This window comes from Acetobacter oryzifermentans (genome assembly GCF_001628715.1).
GTDB classification, from domain to species: Bacteria; Pseudomonadota; Alphaproteobacteria; order Acetobacterales; family Acetobacteraceae; genus Acetobacter; species Acetobacter oryzifermentans.
Genome location: NZ_CP011120.1, coordinates 1,892,601 through 1,908,734, shown reverse-complemented (window position 1 = coordinate 1,908,734; position 16,134 = coordinate 1,892,601). Strand labels below are relative to the sequence as shown.

Below are 16,134 nucleotides of genomic sequence, written 5' to 3'. Positions count from 1 at the left end.
CGTGTCTGGGCGTGATGTAATTTGTTACGATTGCACAGTATTCTTGCGCAATAAGGCTGATTTTGTAAGGGTAATCATGCACTCAGCGTAAGTGGCTGCGGTGCCTCAAACAGTGGAGAACAGAAAACCCCATGCCATTGTCCACCCCAGACCGAAGCCGGCGGTTTCGCCTTTCTCCCCTTACGCGGCAGGTATTGCTGTATGTGCTGTTCATGCTGCCAGCAGTATCTTATCTGGCTGGTGCTTTTTCGGGGGATCTGGGGCCAAATCCATTTAAGACCTGTTTGCATGAATTTGGACGTTATGCATTTCGGTTCTTGCTTGTTTCTCTTATGATTTCGCCGCTCAAGCGGTTTTTGAAAATTGATTTAATGGTTTATCGCCGCCCGCTTGGGCTGTTGGCTTTCAGTTACGCGGCTTTGCACGTTACGCTTTATTTCTGGTGGGCACGCGGGTTTGATGTCCAGCGGATATGGAAAGACTTTTTAACACGTCCATTCCTGATATTCGGGCTCCTTGCATTTTCTATATTGATTGTGTTGGCAGCAACATCCACACGCAAATCCATCATACGGTTGGGTAAAAAATGGGCGCGTTTGCATCGTCTGGTATATGTCGCCATGGTTTTGGCGTGCATCCATTACGCCATTGCATTTAAGCAGTGGTATATTGAACCTTTTATATATGCAGCCGTAGCGGCATGTGTGTTGGGTTTACGGCTTTTGCCAAAACCTGGGCTTAAAAAATCCTGAAATAAAAAGGAGGCATGAATTTTTCATGCCTCCTTTTTGAAAGTTGTTCTGTTGTATAAATGGCCTAGGCCAGCAAGGTATCATGACCCAAAGAAGCTAGAAGTTTTTCTGCCCGTTGATCAGCATGGATAATGGAAACTGTTTTCCCGCGTGTTTTTAGGCGAGATGCAATTTTTTCCAAGGCATCTGCTGCGCTGATATCCCAGATATGAGCATCTTCAAGATCAATTACGATGGTTGAAGCTGTGTCCTGAAAATCCACGGCATCGGCAAGAACACTGGCTGAGGCAAAGAACATTTGCCCATGCACGTAGTAGGTGCGCGTGTTGTGGCTTTCTGAAAACGTACTGCTTACCTGAACAAGTTTCATAACCTGAAAAGAGAAAAACAGCCCGTTCAATAGCACACCGCAGGCTACGCCTGCTGCCAGATCATGCGTTAACACCACCACCAAAACAGTGGCCAGCATGACGGTAGAAGAAAGGCGTGGATGCTTTACCAGATCTCGTAGGGAAGACCATGAAAATGTGCTGACAGACACCATAATCATAATGGCCACCAGCGCAGCAACAGGCACTTGGGCTACAAAGCGGTGCAACACAACCAGCAACAGCAGTAAAAATGCCCCAGCCGTAAAGGTAGAAAGTCGGCCACGTCCGCCATACCGCAAGTTGCCAACTGTCTGCCCAATCATACCGCAACCAGCCATGCCGCCGAATAGGCCCACCATGATGTTGGAAAAACCAAGCCCGGTGCATTCCATGCGTTTGTTGCTGTGCGTGTCTGTTAATTCGTCCACCACAGTGGCTGTCATGAGGGATTCCAAAAGGCCTACCATGGCCATGGCAAACGCATAAGGCAGCACAATTTTAAAAGTTTCTGCCGAAAAAGGCACATTTGGCAAAGTAAGATGCGGCAGGCCGGAGGGGAGTTCTCCCAAATCAGACACCACATGCACAGGCATAGGTACCGCAAAAGTAATGCCTGTTAGCACAAGAATACAGATTAAAGGGGAAGGTACAGCCGTGGTGATGCGCGGCAAAAGGTAAACAATAGCCAGCCCAAGTGCGATAAGTGCATAAGTATGCCACGTAACGTGCAGCATCTGCGGCACCTGCGCGGAAAAGATAAGAATACCCAGTGCGTTTACAAATCCAGTTTCCACTTCGCGCGAGACAAAGCGCATCATGCTTTGCAAACGCAGCAAACCGAAAATAATCTGGAATGCACCAGCCAGCAGTGTGGCCAAAAGCAGATATTGCAGGCCGTGGCTATGCACGAGCTCGGCTGCCACAAGGGCAACAGACCCCGCAGCCCCGGAAATCATGCCCGGCCTGCCACCCGTAATGGCAATGGCAATACTGATAACGAACGAGGCGAATAGTCCCACAGAGGGCGCAACCCCAGCCACATAAGAAAAAGCAATAACTTCTGGAATAAGTGCAAAAGTGCCCACCATGCCAGCCAGAACATTGCGGACGGGTTGGTCTGTCCATTCATGAATATAGGTTTTAACTGTCACGAGAAACAAGTTGTCCCTTGGTTGAGTGTGGAGTGGCGTATTAATCGGGCATCAAAAGTGTTTCGGGGCAAGAAAGACTTTTGAGGCATTATTAGTAAGATATAAATGCCTTGTTAGCGATATCCTACCGTAATGCACAGACAAGATGATTGTGCTCTGTGTTGCGGCGTTTTATGCGTGATGCATGGTTTCTCCTTCTTCTTCCCCTCTTGTCTGGATTCTGGCTGGTGAGGCCAGTGGCGATGTATTGGGCGCACGCCTTATGCATGCTTTGCGCACCCGTATGCCCAAGATGCGCTTTGCAGGCGTAGGGGGCGTGCGTATGCAAGAGGAAGGGCTGGCAAGCTTGTTTCCCATGCGGGATCTGGCTGTTATGGGGCTGGTGGAAGTTTTGCCCCGCGTGCGTCAGCTTTCTGCTCGGCTGGATGAAGCTGCGCAGGATATTGCAGTCCAAAAGCCGGATTTAGTGATTACCATAGATAGCCCCGGCTTTGCCCTTAGGCTTCTTAAAAAAATAAGCGGTTTAGGCATTGCGCGCGTGCATTATGTTGCACCGCAGGTTTGGGCATGGCGGCAAAAAAGGGTGAAGGAATTTCCCGGTTTATGGGAAGAGTTGTTGTGCCTTTTACCGTTTGAGGAAAAGTTTTTTAGCAAGCATGGTCTGAAAACCCGCTTTGTAGGCCACCCGGTTTTACAATCCGGCGCAAAGGATGGAGATGCGGCGCGTTTTCGTATCCAGCATGGATTGCCACAGAGCGCCAAAATACTGGTGCTTATGCCCGGTAGCCGCCGTTCAGAAGCGCCGCGTTTGCTGCCAGTTTTTGGGCAGATGTTGCGTCTGCTTAAAACATCCATGCCAGACGTGGTGCCTGTAGTGCCAGTTTCTCCAGTTGTGGCAAATGTAGTGGAACGTGCCACGCAGGATTGGCCCGTAAAGCCGATTATCGTTACGGATATTCATGACAAGCACGATGCCTTTGCCGCAGCCGGGGCCGCGTTAACCAAATCAGGCACATCTACCTTGGAACTGGCTCTGGCTGGTGTGCCAATGGCTGTGACGTATCGGGTTAACCCCATAACAGCCTTTTTTGCCCGTCGGCTTATTAAAGTACCATTTGTCGCTATGGTGAATTTGTTAGCAGGCCGTGCTGTGGTGCCCGAACTTTTACAGGAGCAATGCCGCGCAGATGTATTGGCGCGTGAAGTGCAAATTCTGTTTGAAAATACAGATGTGGCACACGCTCAGAAACAGGCTTTTGCTACGGTTCTGCGTGGGCTGGAAGGGCCACAGGGCCAACTGCCAGCCGATGCCGCAGCAGAAGCTGTTTTGGAGGTTCTTAACCGTAAAAATACGGCTAAGACGCTCGGTTAAACGTGTTTAATTGTGTTTGTGATAAAGCTGGTTGGGGTCAATTTCCGGCTTTGTCAGCTCTTTTAGGCCGTCTGGTGTAAACGCCCGGTAAAAGCAGCTACGGCGGCCGGTGTGGCATGCTACGCCAATCTGGTTCACAAGCAGCAGCACGGCATCTGCATCACAATCCAGCCGGGCTTCAATAAGGTGCTGGATTTGGCCAGATGTTTCACCCTTACGCCAGAGTTTCTGGCGACTACGGGAATAATAGCAGACGCGCCCATTTTCCAATGTTTCACGTAGGGCTTCACGCGTCATCCATGCAATCATCAGCACTTCGCCGCTGTCGTGCTGCTGAGCAATGGCGGCAACCAGACCAGAGGCATCAAATTTTACAACATCCAGCATGGCATCCAGTTCTGCTGCTGGTGGGGCAATATAAGTCATGGTTTTTCCGTAGGATTAGAATCAGAAGATGTTTGAGGTTTAAGTGCTGTTTCTAGCCACGTAGGTAGGCGAACGACAAGCGGATGCTCGGCACAGGTGAGTTGGTTATTGGCGGCTTCTGTTTTTAGTAATGCCAGCCCAACATGATCTTGGGATGAGCGCAATGTGCCCACCTCTACACCATTGCACAGCACGGATGTTCCGGGTGCGAGCAGGGGGGATGTGGCTGCAACAGGCATCAGGCGGCGCTTTACCAGTGTGCGGTAATGCATGCGGGCCGTAACTTCCTGCCCCATATAACAGCCTTTTTTCCACGATACGCCGCCCAGAAGATCCAGATTGGCTTCGGCTGCCAAAGTGCGGCCTACTTCGCAATCCTGCACACCATCCGGCAGTCCCAATATGATGCGGTGCAGATTATAGTCCTGTTCTGTAGCTGTTATTGGAGTATCCGGCGCGGCATCAATAAGCCGCCATCCTGCGTCTTCTAACCGAGGGTCCCGAAAGCTAATGGCGTTTTCCAACACACTGTCTGGCGGTGGGTTTCCCCACGCTACATGTACGGGCAGGGCGGTGAGTTCTAGCTGAACATCTGAACGCAGGCGAAAGCGCCGAAGAGTGGTCTTTAGGTTTTCGGCCTGTTCTGTGGCGCAATCTAACAGCAGGCAGGTATCATCAGGATCTGAAACCACAAAAAAGTCTGCTTGCCAGCGGCCCTGGGGGGTCAGGCAAGCACTCCATGTGGCATCACCCGGTTCCAGCGCAGCAATATCCGCCGTAACCAGACCTTGCAGAAAACGCACGCGGTCAGCACCAGAAAGTTTGAGAACAGTGCGGTTTTCAAGCCGGGTTATATGTGTTGGGGAAGGCATTTACATTCTCCCATAAAAGAACAAAGGCTTCCCGAAGGAAGAGAGGGGACTTTTGAGATAAGGAACAGAAACTGTTCAAACCTTACTGACTTAGGGCGGAAAACACATCGCCTTCTGGCGGAAGATTGCGAATATGTGTCCGATGCCACAAAGCGTAGAACAAAAGTGTCCATGCGGCTGCACCCGTTCTGCGGTTATCTGCTGCGCGAAATAGGGCTTTTACTCGGTCTGGTCGGGCAATTTCTGCAATACATTCCTGCCGCGCCATCAGGTCTCCGAGGTGCGTACCTTTTTGCCGGATCCATGTGCCAATCGGCACAGTAAAGCCTTGCTTGGGGGCAAAGGGGCGTGCAGCAGAATTATGTCGTTGTAACCATTTGCGCAAAAGCCATTTCCCTTTGCCATCACGTAGGCGCATGGAATCGGGCAGGCGCCATGCTGTTTGGGCCACAATGGGGTCCAGCAACGGTGTGCGCCCCTCTAACCCATGCGCCATAAGGCACCGATCCAGCTTGATAAGCAGGTCATTTGGCAGCCATTCTGCAATATCCACAGCTTGCAGGCGGGAAAGAGGTGTTGAGGCATCTGCGGCGGCCATTTCTGCAGCCGCTATACCATCACGCCAATGGGCTGGGTGGTGGCGCAGAATATTCATGTTATCAAAAATACCACGCCGCCACATGCGCCGTTTGCCTTTCCACCAAGGGCGGCTGGCAGAGCGATAACGTCCATAACCACAGAACAGTTCATCCCCCCCTTCACCCGAAAGGATAACGGTAACGTCCTGTGCAGCTTTTTGAGCTAAAAACCATGTTGGAATAATGGCGTAATCCGCAACCGGATCATCCATGCTGGCCACAATGGCAGGCAGGTGCTGCCACACCATATCTGCTGTAATGCGCAAAGTTTCGTGCTCTGTGCGGGCGTGTTTGGCCAATGCGCTGGCGGCATCCGCTTCATCCGCTGCACCCGGCGCATCAAAAATAGCTGTCCATGTGCGTAAAGGCGTGGTGCGGGGGAGACGGCTCATGGCCGTTAACAGACAGGCGCTATCTATTCCGCCAGAAAGAAACAGCCCAAATGGCACATCTGCACGCTCATGCGCATACACGCTGTCCATCAAGGCTGTATCAAGATGGTTCAGAGCCTCGGCCTCAGAGGTAAATAAAGGCGCGTGGGCCGGAATGGGTGATTGCCGTTGCCTGTCCAGAATGCGCCCTTGGTTAATGCGCAGGGTTTCTCCCGGCATAACGCGCTGAATACCGGGAAAGATTGTTTCCCACCCAGTGGTGAACTGAAGTTGCAGCAGCTCATCGCGCACAGCAGGAGCAATAGCGCGCGGGGCAAGGCCAGAGGCGATTAAAGGGGCAGGCTCGGATGCAAAGGCAATACCGCCTGAAAATTCGGTAAAATAAAGTGGTTTGATTCCAAATGGATCGCGCGAGAGTAAAAGCTCCTGCTGGGCTTTATCGTACAGCCCAATGGCATACATGCCACGCAGCCCGCGTGTATAGGTGCATCCGTTACGCTCCCATAAAAGCAAGGGAGATTCGCAATCACTCCCGGTTTGAAAATGCTCTGGCCCGATCTGCTGGCGAATTTGTGGGTCGTTATAGATTTCACCATTGGCAACAAGCGTACCATCACCGCTGGTTAAGGGTTGGTCTCCACCTTCCAGATCAATAATGGCTAAACGTGTATGCACCATATCTGCACGGCCCAACCGGGCAATATGTATCCCATTGGGGCCACGATGGCCTAAGGCCTGCGCCATACGTTCCAGAACCGATTCGGAACATGGCTGCGTGCCGGGCGTATAAATCAGCCCCCCAATGCCACACATTTACCCAGCCTCCACCGTGGACAAGAACTTATGCCACGCATCCAAAACGGGTGTGACAGCATATGTTGTTTCATAATCCCTGCGGCCGACCTGCGCCATACGGGTTGCTAGGTCTGGTGTTTCCAGTGCAGTGCAGATCTGTGCTGCCAGAGCATTTGCATCTTCTACCGGAGCTAGGAGGCCGTTTTCACCATTACGGATGAGTTCGCTTGGCCCTTGAGAGGCAGCCGCAATAACCGGTTTGCAGGCCGAAAATCCTTCAATTACAACATTGCCCAATGGCTCGTGCCGGGAAGGGCAGATCATGGCAGAGCAGGCGCGCAACAGGCCTCCGGGTTGGTTGGCCCAACCGGGCATAAATACGCGTTCAGCCACACCTTCCTGCTGGGCAAGCGCTTCCAGCGCTGCGCGCTCTGGCCCTTCTCCGGCAATAACAAGTGGAATATGAGGCACATGCTTCATGGCACGGATCAGAACGTCAAAAGCCTTGTTCTTATGTAGCCGCCCTAATGCCAATAGGAAGGGCGTACCCTGCGGTAAAAATGTGGGCCATACAGGCGGTGTGGCAGCAAGGTCCGTGGCAAAATTAGGCAGGTAATGCGTGGCGTTGGTGGGCCAGCCTTGCTCACGCATCCAGCGTACCAGGCCATGCGTATTGCCGATAAGATGAGAACAACGGCGATAATTGGAAAGATCATAAAATCCCCCCAACCGCCCGGCCAGCACCCAATTGCCTTGGGGGGCAAACCGTGCGGCACGGTTCATCCATGCAACGGCAACGCGAGGGGAAAACTCTTTAAGGGCAGAGCGCAGGCCCATGCGGGTGCGTATATCCAGCATGTTGCCAAAAGGCAGTTCCACCGGCGCAAGGTTGCCTGCACGTAAACGTTGGCTACGTTCCGGATTGGTGCGGATAACAGGCAGAACAGAAAGCCCGGCGGCAGCCTGTGCAATACATAGGCGCTCAAAAAACAGTTCTGCCCCGCCTGTGGGGGCACCGGCCATAATATGCGCAACTTTCAAGGGCTGCGAGTTCAGCCTGTTGGCAGTACCATTCATCATATGCCGGTTTCCTTAAGAAGGGAGAGCGCTGCTGTGGCCACATCTGCAACATCCAACCCGGCTATGGGGGCTTCACCCTCTGGGCCGGGGGCGGCAATCCAGCGCGCATTTTTGCCAGAAGGTGCGTATTCTGATGCACGAGATGGTCCAAAAAGTCCCAAAGTGAGTGTGCCCGCTGCGGCAGCCAGGTGCATCAAACCCGAATCATTGCCAATATACAGGCGGCAACGAGCCAGCATGGCAGCAACTTCCGTAAGGGAAAAATGGCCTCCAGCATCAATGGCATGGGGCAAAGCTTCCAGAACAGGGCGCGCCAGCGCAGCTTCCTGCTCACCCGGGCCATAGAAAATGGCAGGCCGAATCTGTGGGTATGCAGCGCAAAGGCGTTGCCACAAGGGCAGGTAACGCTCTGTTGGCCAGATTTTTCCTGTCCAGTTTGCCGTAGGGCCTAAGGCAATAATGGGCGCGGTATCAGGAATAATGTGCTGTGCTTTTGCGCGATCAGCCGGGCTGACCCAAATAGTAGGGAGCGGAGGGGGGGAAAGGTTTAGGGTGCTTCCCAAATGTGTAATGCGTGCGCCTGCACGGCGGCCTCCGCGCATAATAAACCGTCGGCCAGAGCGTAAAAGAAAAGTAACGGCAGAACCGCGCAGATCCACCGTGATGTCCCATTTCAAAGGTGCGCAGGCTTTCCACAGATCAAACCAGTGCAGATCATAGGGACGTTTTTCCATTACAATGGTGCGTTCGAGTCCGGGAAACGCACTAAACAGCCCGGCAGCAACAGGCCCACATGCTATGGTGAACCGCGCATCTGGCCAGCGTTGGTGCAGATATGCCAGCAGGCCTGTAGAAAGCACGGCATCGCCCAGACGTGTAGCCGTGATGAAAAGAATGCGCATTATCGCGCCTATACTGTCTTCCGGTTTTTTTTCCAACCCAGTGCGCGCAGGTGTGGACATTTGCGCTGCCTGTGCAAGAAGCGTTTGCTGATGGTAGAGTTATAAACTGGGCAGAAAAATATCTCTGCTCTGAATCGGGGATACAGGAATGATTAGGAAAGGTTTTTATCTTATCGCCGGGCTTGCAGCGGCGCAGTTGTGCGGCATACTTGCCCTGCCTGCTCAGGCAGCAGACAAGATGTGGACAGCCAGCGCCTGTGGCGCAGAACCTGTTGCACCTTCTGTAGAAGTGTCTTCCGTTGATAAATATAACGCCAGTGTTGATAAGGTAAGTGCGTACGAAAAAGCAGCACGCACCTATAATAGCTGTGTAGCCAAGGCTGCCGTTAAGGAAGAAACAGCTATTAGCAACGAAGCGCGTGAAAAAATTGCCCATATCCATGAGGGCAGCAGCACCGTGCAAAAACGTATTGCTGGTAATTTCACCAAGTTAACCACGGCTCTCAAGGCTGGTGGCAGCAAATTACAGAAGGCAGAGCACTAAAGTTTTCGGCAGGGCGGCTGTTTTCTGGTACAGCAGTAAAAGAGCCGCCATCAGGCTGATTGCCTGTATGACTTGTATGATACCCCCGGCTGAGGCAGATAGACGGTAACACAAAGCCGTCAGGCAGAACGCCAGCAGACAGGAACAGGCCAGACCGTGGCAGAGGATCTTTTCAAGGAAGTTGATGAGGAAATGCAGGCCGAGCGCCTGCGTATGGCAGCAAAGCGCTATGCCGGTGCTGGCCTTGGGCTGGTTGTGGCCGTGCTTGCAGGCATTGGTGCGTGGTCTTGGCATGTTTCCAACCAGAAATCTCAGGCGTTGGAAGCCACAGGAACGTATCTTACGGCCTTGCGGCAGACAGACCATCTGCCCTCAACTCCTTCATCAGGCACGGTAGATCTTACCACTACCGCGCAGGCGGGCTTGGCCTCGTTGCAGAAATTAGCATCTTCCGATGCAAAAGGTGTGGCTGTTCTGGCCCGTTTGCAGGAAGGGGGCGTGCAGGCAGCGCGGGGTGATGTAAAAGGGGCGCTAGCCGCGTGGGATGCCGTGCAGAAGGACCCCAATGCGGATTCTGCACTGCGTGATCTGGCAACCTTGCTGTGGTGCCAAAAACAGCTGGATACGGGAGAGCCCGCTACGCTGCGTTCTCGCCTTGCGCTGCTTACTGGCAAAGGTAAGCCATGGAATGGTTTGGCCATGGAAGCCTTGGCAGTTCTGGATGTGCGCGAAGGACATGTGGCAGAGGCGCGGCAGAAATTTGCAGCGCTACAGGCTGCGCAGGATGTTCCTCAGGGCGTACGCAACCGGGCGCAGGATATGATGCAGGCCCTTGATCCGACAGCAGGCTAGTAGAATGAGCAGCAACAAGAAATCCAGCGCAACCAGACGTTCCGGACTTTCACGCCGTGCCCTGTTGGGAGGGGCCGCTTTGGCCCCCGCGCTAGCTGGGTGCACTATGTTTGAGAGTGATAGAAAGCCCATTCTGGCTGGGCACCGCACGGATATTCTATCTTCCGGCTCTGGGCTGATGGTTGATCCGGACGATCATACGCCCATTACAATACCTGCCCCTATGAGTGTTTCAGAATGGCCTATTTGTGGGCGTGTTTCAGCCCATACCGGCAGCAATTATGCGTGGGGCGGCCTGCATAAAAGGTGGAGCAAGGATATCGGGGCCGGTATCTCTCAGCCAGATTTCATGGCATGGGCTGCACTTGGCACTTTGGGCCGCGGGCTTATTCCTGCGCCACCCGTTGTGCAGGATGGCCGCCTGTTTGTTATGGATGCCCAAGGCGTTGTGCGGGCTTTTTCTTGGCCCGGTATGCGCCATATTTGGGCGTATAACCCACGGCCCAAAAAGTCTTACTCTGCCAATATGGGCGGCGGTTTGGCCGTAGATGGCGGTGTTGTTTACATTGTAGATGGCATTTCCCAAACTATGGCGGTGGATGCGGCAACCGGCAAAGTAAAGTGGAAAACCACCAACGGCGCACCGGGCCGTTCTGCCCCAACAGTTGCTGGCGGGCGTGTTTTCTTTGGCACGATTGATGAGCGGTTTTTTGCGCTGGATTCTGCCACAGGCCGCCAGTTGTGGGCATATACCGCTACATCTGTGGAAACCACCGTATTTGGCCAGCCAGCTCCTGCTGTAGATAACGGCATTGTGGTGGCCGGATTTGGTGGGGGTGATCTTGTTGCTTTCCGAGTGGAAAGTGGTGAGGTTGTCTGGAGTGACATGATGGGCAACGTCAACAGTCAGGCCAGTACGTTGGATCTTTCCTGCGTGCGTGGCTTGCCTGTTATTGTTGATAGCATTGTGTATGCCGTTAGTATGGCGCAGGTGTTGGCTGCTATTGATATCCGCACAGGCCGCCGTGTGTGGGAACGCTCGGTTGCCAGCCAGAACAGCCTGCTTTGCGTGGGGGATTGGCTTTTTGTGGTCTCGCTAGATCAGCAGATTGCATGTATTGACCGCCTTTCTGGCCATGTGCGTTGGATTACGCAACTGCGGCGCTTCCGGCGCGTGGATGTGCACAAAGATATCGTAACCTGGTTTGGCCCCATGCTGGTGGGCGGCGAACTGGTTTGTCTAAGCTCTTTGCCAGAAAATGGTATGGTGCGGATTAACCCGACAACAGGTGCAATTATATCAGTAGACAGCATGGATGCCGTTTCTTTCGTGCCGCCAATTATCGTAGATAACCAGATGCTGATCGTGACAAACGACGGGAACCTTTGCTCTTATGGCTGATCGCCGCAAATCTATGCGCCCACCTCCGCCGCTTCCTACGGGGGATATGCCTGTTGTTGTTATTGCAGGTCGGCCAAATGTTGGTAAATCCACGCTGTTCAACCGCCTTGTCGGGCGTAGGCAGGCGCTTGTGGCGGATACGCCCGGCGTAACCCGAGACCGCAAGGAAGGTGTAGCCCTTATTCGTGGGCGCTATGTGCGGTTGATTGATACAGCCGGCTTGGAAGAAGCTGCCCCCGAAAGCCTGTTTGGACGGATGCGCTTTTCTTCTGAAAGCGCTGTGCGTGAAGCAGATTTGGTGCTGTTTTGTGTAGATGCGCGCGCCGGTATTACGCCAGCGGATGAGCATTTTGCGCAGTGGATACGGCGCCAGAACCGGCCTGTGCTGTTGGTTGCCAATAAAACCGAAGGGCGGCTTGGCACGGCTTCTGCAATGGAAGCCTATGCGCTGGGTTTGGGTGAGCCTTTGGCGCTTTCTGCCGAACACGGTGAAGGTGTGACCGATTTGATGTGGGAAATTGCCGATAGGCTGCCCGCAGGGCCGGAGCATAAGGCAGAACCTGAAATCGAAGCAGAAGATGATTTTGCTGTAGAAGAAGGGGAAGAACCTCCGCGCCCTACAGGCCCGCTGCGTGTGGCTATTGTGGGGCGGCCCAATGCGGGTAAATCTACCCTCATGAACGCCCTTTTGGGTGAAGAACGTATGATTACCGGCCCGGAAGCAGGGCTAACCCGAGATTCCATTGCCGTAACGCTGCGAGATGGCGATGATACGTTTGAAATTGTAGATACGGCGGGTTTGCGCAAAAAAGCGCGCATTGATGAATCTCTGGAAAAAATGTCCGTTTCGGCTGCTATCGAAGCGCTGAAAATGGCAGAAGTCGCCGTACTGGTTCTGGATGCTACATTGGGTGTGCATGAGCAGGATTTGCAGATTGCCCGCTTAATTGAGCGTGAAGGCCGTGCCTGTGTATTGGCTCTGAATAAATGGGATGCCGTGCAGGATCGGGTAGCCACGCGCAATGCTATTCTGGACCGCCTGAGCATTTCTCTGGCGCAGATGCGGGGCGTGCCAGTTGTTACTTTTTCTGCACTCACCGGGGCTTCCATTCACAAGCTGCTGCCCGCAGTGCGTGATGCATGGACAGTATGGAACGCACGTGTGCCAACAGGCGCCCTCAATCGCTGGTTTGAGGAAATGCTGGAACGCCATCAGCCGCCATTGGTGCAGGGGCGTCGGTTGAAGCTGCGGTATATTACGCAGGTTAAATCTCGTCCGCCAACGTTTGTCATATTTGGTACGCGGGCAGAGCAACTGCCGGATGATTATAAGCGCTATCTCGTAAATGGCTTGCGTGAAACGTTTGACCTGCCGGGTGTGCCTATCCGCCTGCAAACGCGCGGCACCAAAAACCCTTACGCAGATTCTTGATCTGATAAGTGTCGTCTCGCCTTCTCGTCAGAGCAGTATTGGCAGCCACTATAATACTGTTCTGACAAGATGAGGATGAAAGCATAGGCTCCATGATTGCTGCATGGTTTCTTGTTGCATGGGGCACTGCATCAGGTAGTGCCCATATTGTTTTGCCTATGGCGTCTGAACTGGCGTGCGAGGCTGCGGCTCATACATTGGCTGTGCAAGGTGGGTGGGAGAAACATGCCTGCGTGCGTTCTGGTTTCCCAGAAAAAGCAGGTAAGTAACGCCTTGCAGGCAGAAGGACGTTTTGTTCCATGACACAGCTCCCCACTTCTCAGTCAGCACCCGTGGTGGATGGGCTGCATGGAGCTGCCCGCAATATGGCCATGCTGGCTGTGGCGCTTTCTGTTTTTCTGGCATTGCTGGATTACGCCATTGCCAATGTTGCGCTGCCCGATATTGCGCGAGATTTAAACGCATCCTCATCTTCATCCATCTGGGTTGTAAATGCCTATCAGATGGCCAGTCTGGTTTCTCTTCTGCCGTTGGCAGCATTGGGGAGCAGGGTAGGGTTTGCCCGGCTTTGTCAGGTTGGGATTATCATTTTCATGGTGTCATCCCTGTTCTGTGCTACGGCCACCAGCTTGCCTATTTTGGCGGGTGCGCGCGTGTTGCAGGGCATTGGCGGCGCCTGTATTATGAGTGTGAATATCGCGCTGGTGCGTTTTATTTACCCGCATGCAGAAATAGGGCGCGGCATTGCCCTTAATGGCGTTGTGGTAGCGCTTGGTGTGGCATTAGGCCCTACGGCTGCTGCGGCTATTCTCACTATTGGGTCTTGGCCATGGCTGTTCTGGATTAATTTGCCGTTTGGGGCTTTGGCCTTGGGCATGGCTTTTTATGCACTGCCTACAGTACCGCGCACTTCTGGCAAGTTGGATATTACAGGCAGCATATTGTGTATGCTGGCTTTTGGTGCCTCCGTAATGGGAGGAGATGGGCTGGCGCATTCTCAAAACACAGCCATTTCCTGTGCATTGCTTCTGGCTGGGCTTGCCGCCGGAGTGCTGCTGGTGCGGCGTGAGGCAGAAGCTCCGCAACCAATTTTGCCGGTTGATCTGCTTGAAAATCCAGAATTCGCAGTGGCTTTTATCACCGGGTTCTGTGGTTTTGTGGCCTCTAATTTCTATATCGTTTCCATGCCGTTTACGTTGCACAACACTCTTGGCCTTAGTTCGGCTGCAACGGGTTTGCTGATTACCCCTTGGCCGTTAGGCATTATGTGCGCTGCTCCGCTTATCCGGCGGGTGGCGGATAAGGTTTCTGCTGGTGTGTTGTCTTCCATCGGGCTGAGTACAACGGCATTGGGGTTCTTTTTGTTGTGGCTGCTGCCTGCTCATCCTTCTGTGTGGGATATTGCATGGCGTACCGGTGTAGCAGGCTGGGGGTTTGGTTTTTTTCAGCCCCCCAATAATCGGGCCATGATGGTGGCTGCACCTCATAACCGCGCGGGCGGGGCCAGTGGTATGGTGCAGGTTGCGCGCCAAGCTGGGCAGACCTTGGGGGCTATGGGGGTTGCGGCCTTTTTTACGTGGTTTGTGCATGGGGCCACGCAAAAATGCCTGCTTATGGCCGGATGTGTTGCGTTATTTGCCGCCACGTTAAGTGCAAGCCGTTTGTTTCTGAATACAAAAAAAGCAGCCTGACGCTGCTTTTTATTGGTCGTATTATATGCGGTCGTTCAGACTTCAGCTTCTAGGAAGATGCGGTTTACATCACCCATCCATGCGCCGTAATAACGTTCCAACCAACGTTCGGCCTGTGTGGGGGCACCAGCCACCAAAGAGGTGAGGGGGGCAAGGTAAACCCATTCCGTTTGTCCGCTTTCATCCGTCATGTCTCGTCCCTGTAGGCCGTCCATGGCAATGGCAATCATTTGTGCGGCCAGATCGCGCACTGTGCCTTCGCCCCAAGGCGTATCCAGCCCCATAAGTGGCACAATATCCCGCAGTTTCACGTAGTCTTCCCACGGGTGAGACTTAACGAGTTCCCAAGCGGATTCTAAGGCTGCATCATCATACAGCAGGCCTGTCCACAAAGTGGAAAGAGCCAGCATCATTTCAGGTGAGCCAGCATCTGCCCCACGCATTTCCAAAAACTGCTTAAGCCGCACATCGGGGAAGGCTGTTGTAATGTGGTCTTCAAAATCCCCAATGGTGGGGGTTACATCTTCCAGACCATCTTGCCGTTCACCATTCATCCATGCGCGGAAGGAGCGGCCCGCCACGTTGCGCATCTTGCCATCACGCATAATGAAATACATGGGCACATCCAGCACCCATTCCACATAGCGTTCAAAACTGAAGTCATCTTCAAACACACATGCCAGCATGCCGGAGCGGGCGTTGTCTGTATCTGTCCAGACCTGCGCGCGGTTGGAAAGAATGTTGTTGGGCTTGCCTTCTACAAAAGGAGAATTGGCAAACAGGGCTGTAGCTACAGGTTGTAGCGCCATGGAAACACGCATTTTGCGCACCATGTCCTGCTCAGACCCAAAATCCAGATTAACCTGCACGGTGCAGGTACGCTGCATCATGTCCAAACCCATTGAGCCAACTTTGGGCATGTATTCACGCATAATGGCGTAGCGGGATTTTGGCATCCACGGCAGTTCTGCCCGTGTGGCAGTGGGGTGGAACCCCAAAGGGGCAAACCCCAGCCCAAGTTCACGTGCAATAGGGCGTACTGCATCAAAATGGGCTGTCAGTTCTTCTGCTGTTTCGTGCAACGTGCGCAAAGGCGCGCCAGAAAGTTCAAACTGCCCAGCAGGTTCAAGGGAAATAGCAGCCCCTGCGGCTTCACCACGCCCTTTCAGGCCGATGATGTTGTTGTTATCGAGAACAGATGTCCAATCATCCGGCTCAAACTTTTGCAGACCTTTGAGCAGCGCTTCAATACCATTGGGGGCATAAGGCGGGGCAGAATAAGCTTTTTGCCCTTCTTTTACGGATTCTGGACGCAGAAAGCCGAATTTTTCGTGTTCCGTGCCAATCCGCCATGCGTCACGCGGCTTGCATCCCTGCGCAAGCACTTCGGCCAGCTGTGCAACGGTGCGGGCAGGGGTTTCATCTGATGCGCCGGGGTTGGACATGGGGTATCACAGATCCT

The 16,134-nt window shown here is 53.4% G+C and carries 15 protein-coding genes; 8 read left to right on the top strand and 7 right to left on the bottom strand.

Annotated features, from left to right (window positions below):
* Positions 1-131: 131 nt before the first annotated feature.
* Entirely contained in the window at positions 132-752 is a 621-nt protein-coding gene (locus tag WG31_RS08975; protein ID WP_063354299.1) for a protein-methionine-sulfoxide reductase heme-binding subunit MsrQ, read from the top strand.
* 64 nt (positions 753-816) lie between these two features.
* On the opposite strand, the gene WG31_RS08970 is transcribed toward WG31_RS08975, so the two are convergent.
* On the bottom strand, positions 817-2,274 hold the full coding sequence (locus WG31_RS08970) for a SulP family inorganic anion transporter (protein ID WP_063354298.1): 1,458 nt from the start codon (positions 2,272-2,274) through the stop codon (positions 817-819).
* A gap of 184 nt (positions 2,275-2,458) precedes the next feature.
* Between WG31_RS08970 and lpxB the strand changes: the two genes are divergently transcribed.
* A complete protein-coding gene (gene lpxB / locus WG31_RS08965) occupies positions 2,459-3,646 on the top strand; it encodes a lipid-A-disaccharide synthase (protein WP_063354297.1) in 1,188 nt (395 codons plus the stop codon).
* Between the two features lie 6 nt (positions 3,647-3,652).
* On the opposite strand, the gene hisI is transcribed toward lpxB, so the two are convergent.
* The 5 genes from hisI to WG31_RS08940 all read right to left on the bottom strand — a co-directional run bounded on the left by hisI (position 3,653) and on the right by WG31_RS08940 (position 8,751).
* A complete protein-coding gene (gene hisI, locus WG31_RS08960; protein ID WP_006116475.1) occupies positions 3,653-4,072 on the bottom strand; it encodes a phosphoribosyl-AMP cyclohydrolase in 420 nt (139 codons plus the stop codon).
* A complete protein-coding gene (ygfZ, locus tag WG31_RS08955) occupies positions 4,069-4,944 on the bottom strand; it encodes a CAF17-like 4Fe-4S cluster assembly/insertion protein YgfZ (RefSeq protein WP_063354296.1) in 876 nt (291 codons plus the stop codon). Before ygfZ ends, hisI begins: the two co-directional genes overlap by 4 nt.
* An 82-nt stretch (positions 4,945-5,026) precedes the next feature.
* On the bottom strand, positions 5,027-6,787 hold the full coding sequence (gene asnB, locus WG31_RS08950; RefSeq protein WP_063354295.1) for an asparagine synthase (glutamine-hydrolyzing): 1,761 nt from the start codon (positions 6,785-6,787) through the stop codon (positions 5,027-5,029).
* Positions 6,788-7,849, bottom strand: coding sequence for a glycosyltransferase (locus tag WG31_RS08945; protein WP_063354294.1), 1,062 nt, complete (start codon positions 7,847-7,849; stop codon positions 6,788-6,790).
* Positions 7,846-8,751, bottom strand: coding sequence for a glycosyltransferase family 9 protein (locus WG31_RS08940; protein ID WP_063354938.1), 906 nt, complete (start codon positions 8,749-8,751; stop codon positions 7,846-7,848). The genes WG31_RS08945 and WG31_RS08940 overlap by 4 nt, the downstream gene beginning before the upstream one ends.
* Positions 8,752-8,899: 148 nt before the next feature.
* Between WG31_RS08940 and WG31_RS08935 the strand changes: the two genes are divergently transcribed.
* The 6 genes from WG31_RS08935 to WG31_RS08915 all read left to right on the top strand — a co-directional run bounded on the left by WG31_RS08935 (position 8,900) and on the right by WG31_RS08915 (position 14,672).
* Positions 8,900-9,295 carry a hypothetical protein gene (locus tag WG31_RS08935; RefSeq protein ID WP_063354293.1) on the top strand — a complete coding sequence of 132 codons (396 nt, stop codon included), beginning with the start codon at positions 8,900-8,902 and terminating at the stop codon, positions 9,293-9,295.
* Positions 9,296-9,451: 156 nt separating this feature from the next.
* Positions 9,452-10,147, top strand: a complete 696-nt coding sequence (locus WG31_RS08930) for a tetratricopeptide repeat protein (RefSeq protein ID WP_063354292.1) — start codon at positions 9,452-9,454, stop codon at positions 10,145-10,147.
* A 4-nt stretch (positions 10,148-10,151) separates the two neighbouring features.
* A complete protein-coding gene (locus tag WG31_RS08925) occupies positions 10,152-11,549 on the top strand; it encodes a PQQ-binding-like beta-propeller repeat protein (RefSeq protein WP_063354291.1) in 1,398 nt (465 codons plus the stop codon).
* Between the two features lie 13 nt (positions 11,550-11,562).
* On the top strand, positions 11,563-12,981 hold the full coding sequence (gene der / locus WG31_RS08920; protein ID WP_063354937.1) for a ribosome biogenesis GTPase Der: 1,419 nt from the start codon (positions 11,563-11,565) through the stop codon (positions 12,979-12,981).
* Positions 12,982-13,073: 92 nt separating this feature from the next.
* A complete protein-coding gene (locus WG31_RS15520) occupies positions 13,074-13,250 on the top strand; it encodes a hypothetical protein (RefSeq protein ID WP_157884514.1) in 177 nt (58 codons plus the stop codon).
* A gap of 30 nt (positions 13,251-13,280) precedes the next feature.
* Complete coding sequence (locus tag WG31_RS08915; RefSeq protein ID WP_063354290.1) at positions 13,281-14,672, top strand: MFS transporter; 1,392 nt, start codon at positions 13,281-13,283, stop codon at positions 14,670-14,672.
* Between the two features lie 35 nt (positions 14,673-14,707).
* Here the strand turns inward: WG31_RS08915 and WG31_RS08910 are convergent, their stop codons facing one another.
* The gene (locus WG31_RS08910) at positions 14,708-16,117 is read right to left on the bottom strand and encodes a glutamate--cysteine ligase (RefSeq protein WP_006116485.1); all 1,410 of its coding nucleotides are present in this window, start codon (positions 16,115-16,117) and stop codon (positions 14,708-14,710) included.
* Positions 16,118-16,134: the final 17 nt, after the last annotated feature.

What these genes read in the sequence shown, in the direction of transcription:
- asnB (WP_063354295.1), bottom strand. Translation starts at nt 6,787, where the DNA reads ATGTGTGGCATTGGGGGGCTGATTTATACGCCCGGCACGCAGCCATGT.
- WG31_RS08915 (WP_063354290.1), top strand. Translation starts at nt 13,281, where the DNA reads ATGACACAGCTCCCCACTTCTCAGTCAGCACCCGTGGTGGATGGGCTG.
- WG31_RS15520 (WP_157884514.1), top strand. Translation starts at nt 13,074, where the DNA reads ATGATTGCTGCATGGTTTCTTGTTGCATGGGGCACTGCATCAGGTAGT.
- ygfZ (WP_063354296.1), bottom strand. Translation starts at nt 4,944, where the DNA reads ATGCCTTCCCCAACACATATAACCCGGCTTGAAAACCGCACTGTTCTC.
- hisI (WP_006116475.1), bottom strand. Translation starts at nt 4,072, where the DNA reads ATGACTTATATTGCCCCACCAGCAGCAGAACTGGATGCCATGCTGGAT.
- WG31_RS08935 (WP_063354293.1), top strand. Translation starts at nt 8,900, where the DNA reads ATGATTAGGAAAGGTTTTTATCTTATCGCCGGGCTTGCAGCGGCGCAG.
- WG31_RS08910 (WP_006116485.1), bottom strand. Translation starts at nt 16,117, where the DNA reads ATGTCCAACCCCGGCGCATCAGATGAAACCCCTGCCCGCACCGTTGCA.
- der (WP_063354937.1), top strand. Translation starts at nt 11,563, where the DNA reads ATGCGCCCACCTCCGCCGCTTCCTACGGGGGATATGCCTGTTGTTGTT.
- WG31_RS08945 (WP_063354294.1), bottom strand. Translation starts at nt 7,849, where the DNA reads ATGATGAATGGTACTGCCAACAGGCTGAACTCGCAGCCCTTGAAAGTT.
- WG31_RS08975 (WP_063354299.1), top strand. Translation starts at nt 132, where the DNA reads ATGCCATTGTCCACCCCAGACCGAAGCCGGCGGTTTCGCCTTTCTCCC.
- WG31_RS08925 (WP_063354291.1), top strand. Translation starts at nt 10,152, where the DNA reads ATGAGCAGCAACAAGAAATCCAGCGCAACCAGACGTTCCGGACTTTCA.
- WG31_RS08940 (WP_063354938.1), bottom strand. Translation starts at nt 8,751, where the DNA reads ATGCGCATTCTTTTCATCACGGCTACACGTCTGGGCGATGCCGTGCTT.
- lpxB (WP_063354297.1), top strand. Translation starts at nt 2,459, where the DNA reads ATGGTTTCTCCTTCTTCTTCCCCTCTTGTCTGGATTCTGGCTGGTGAG.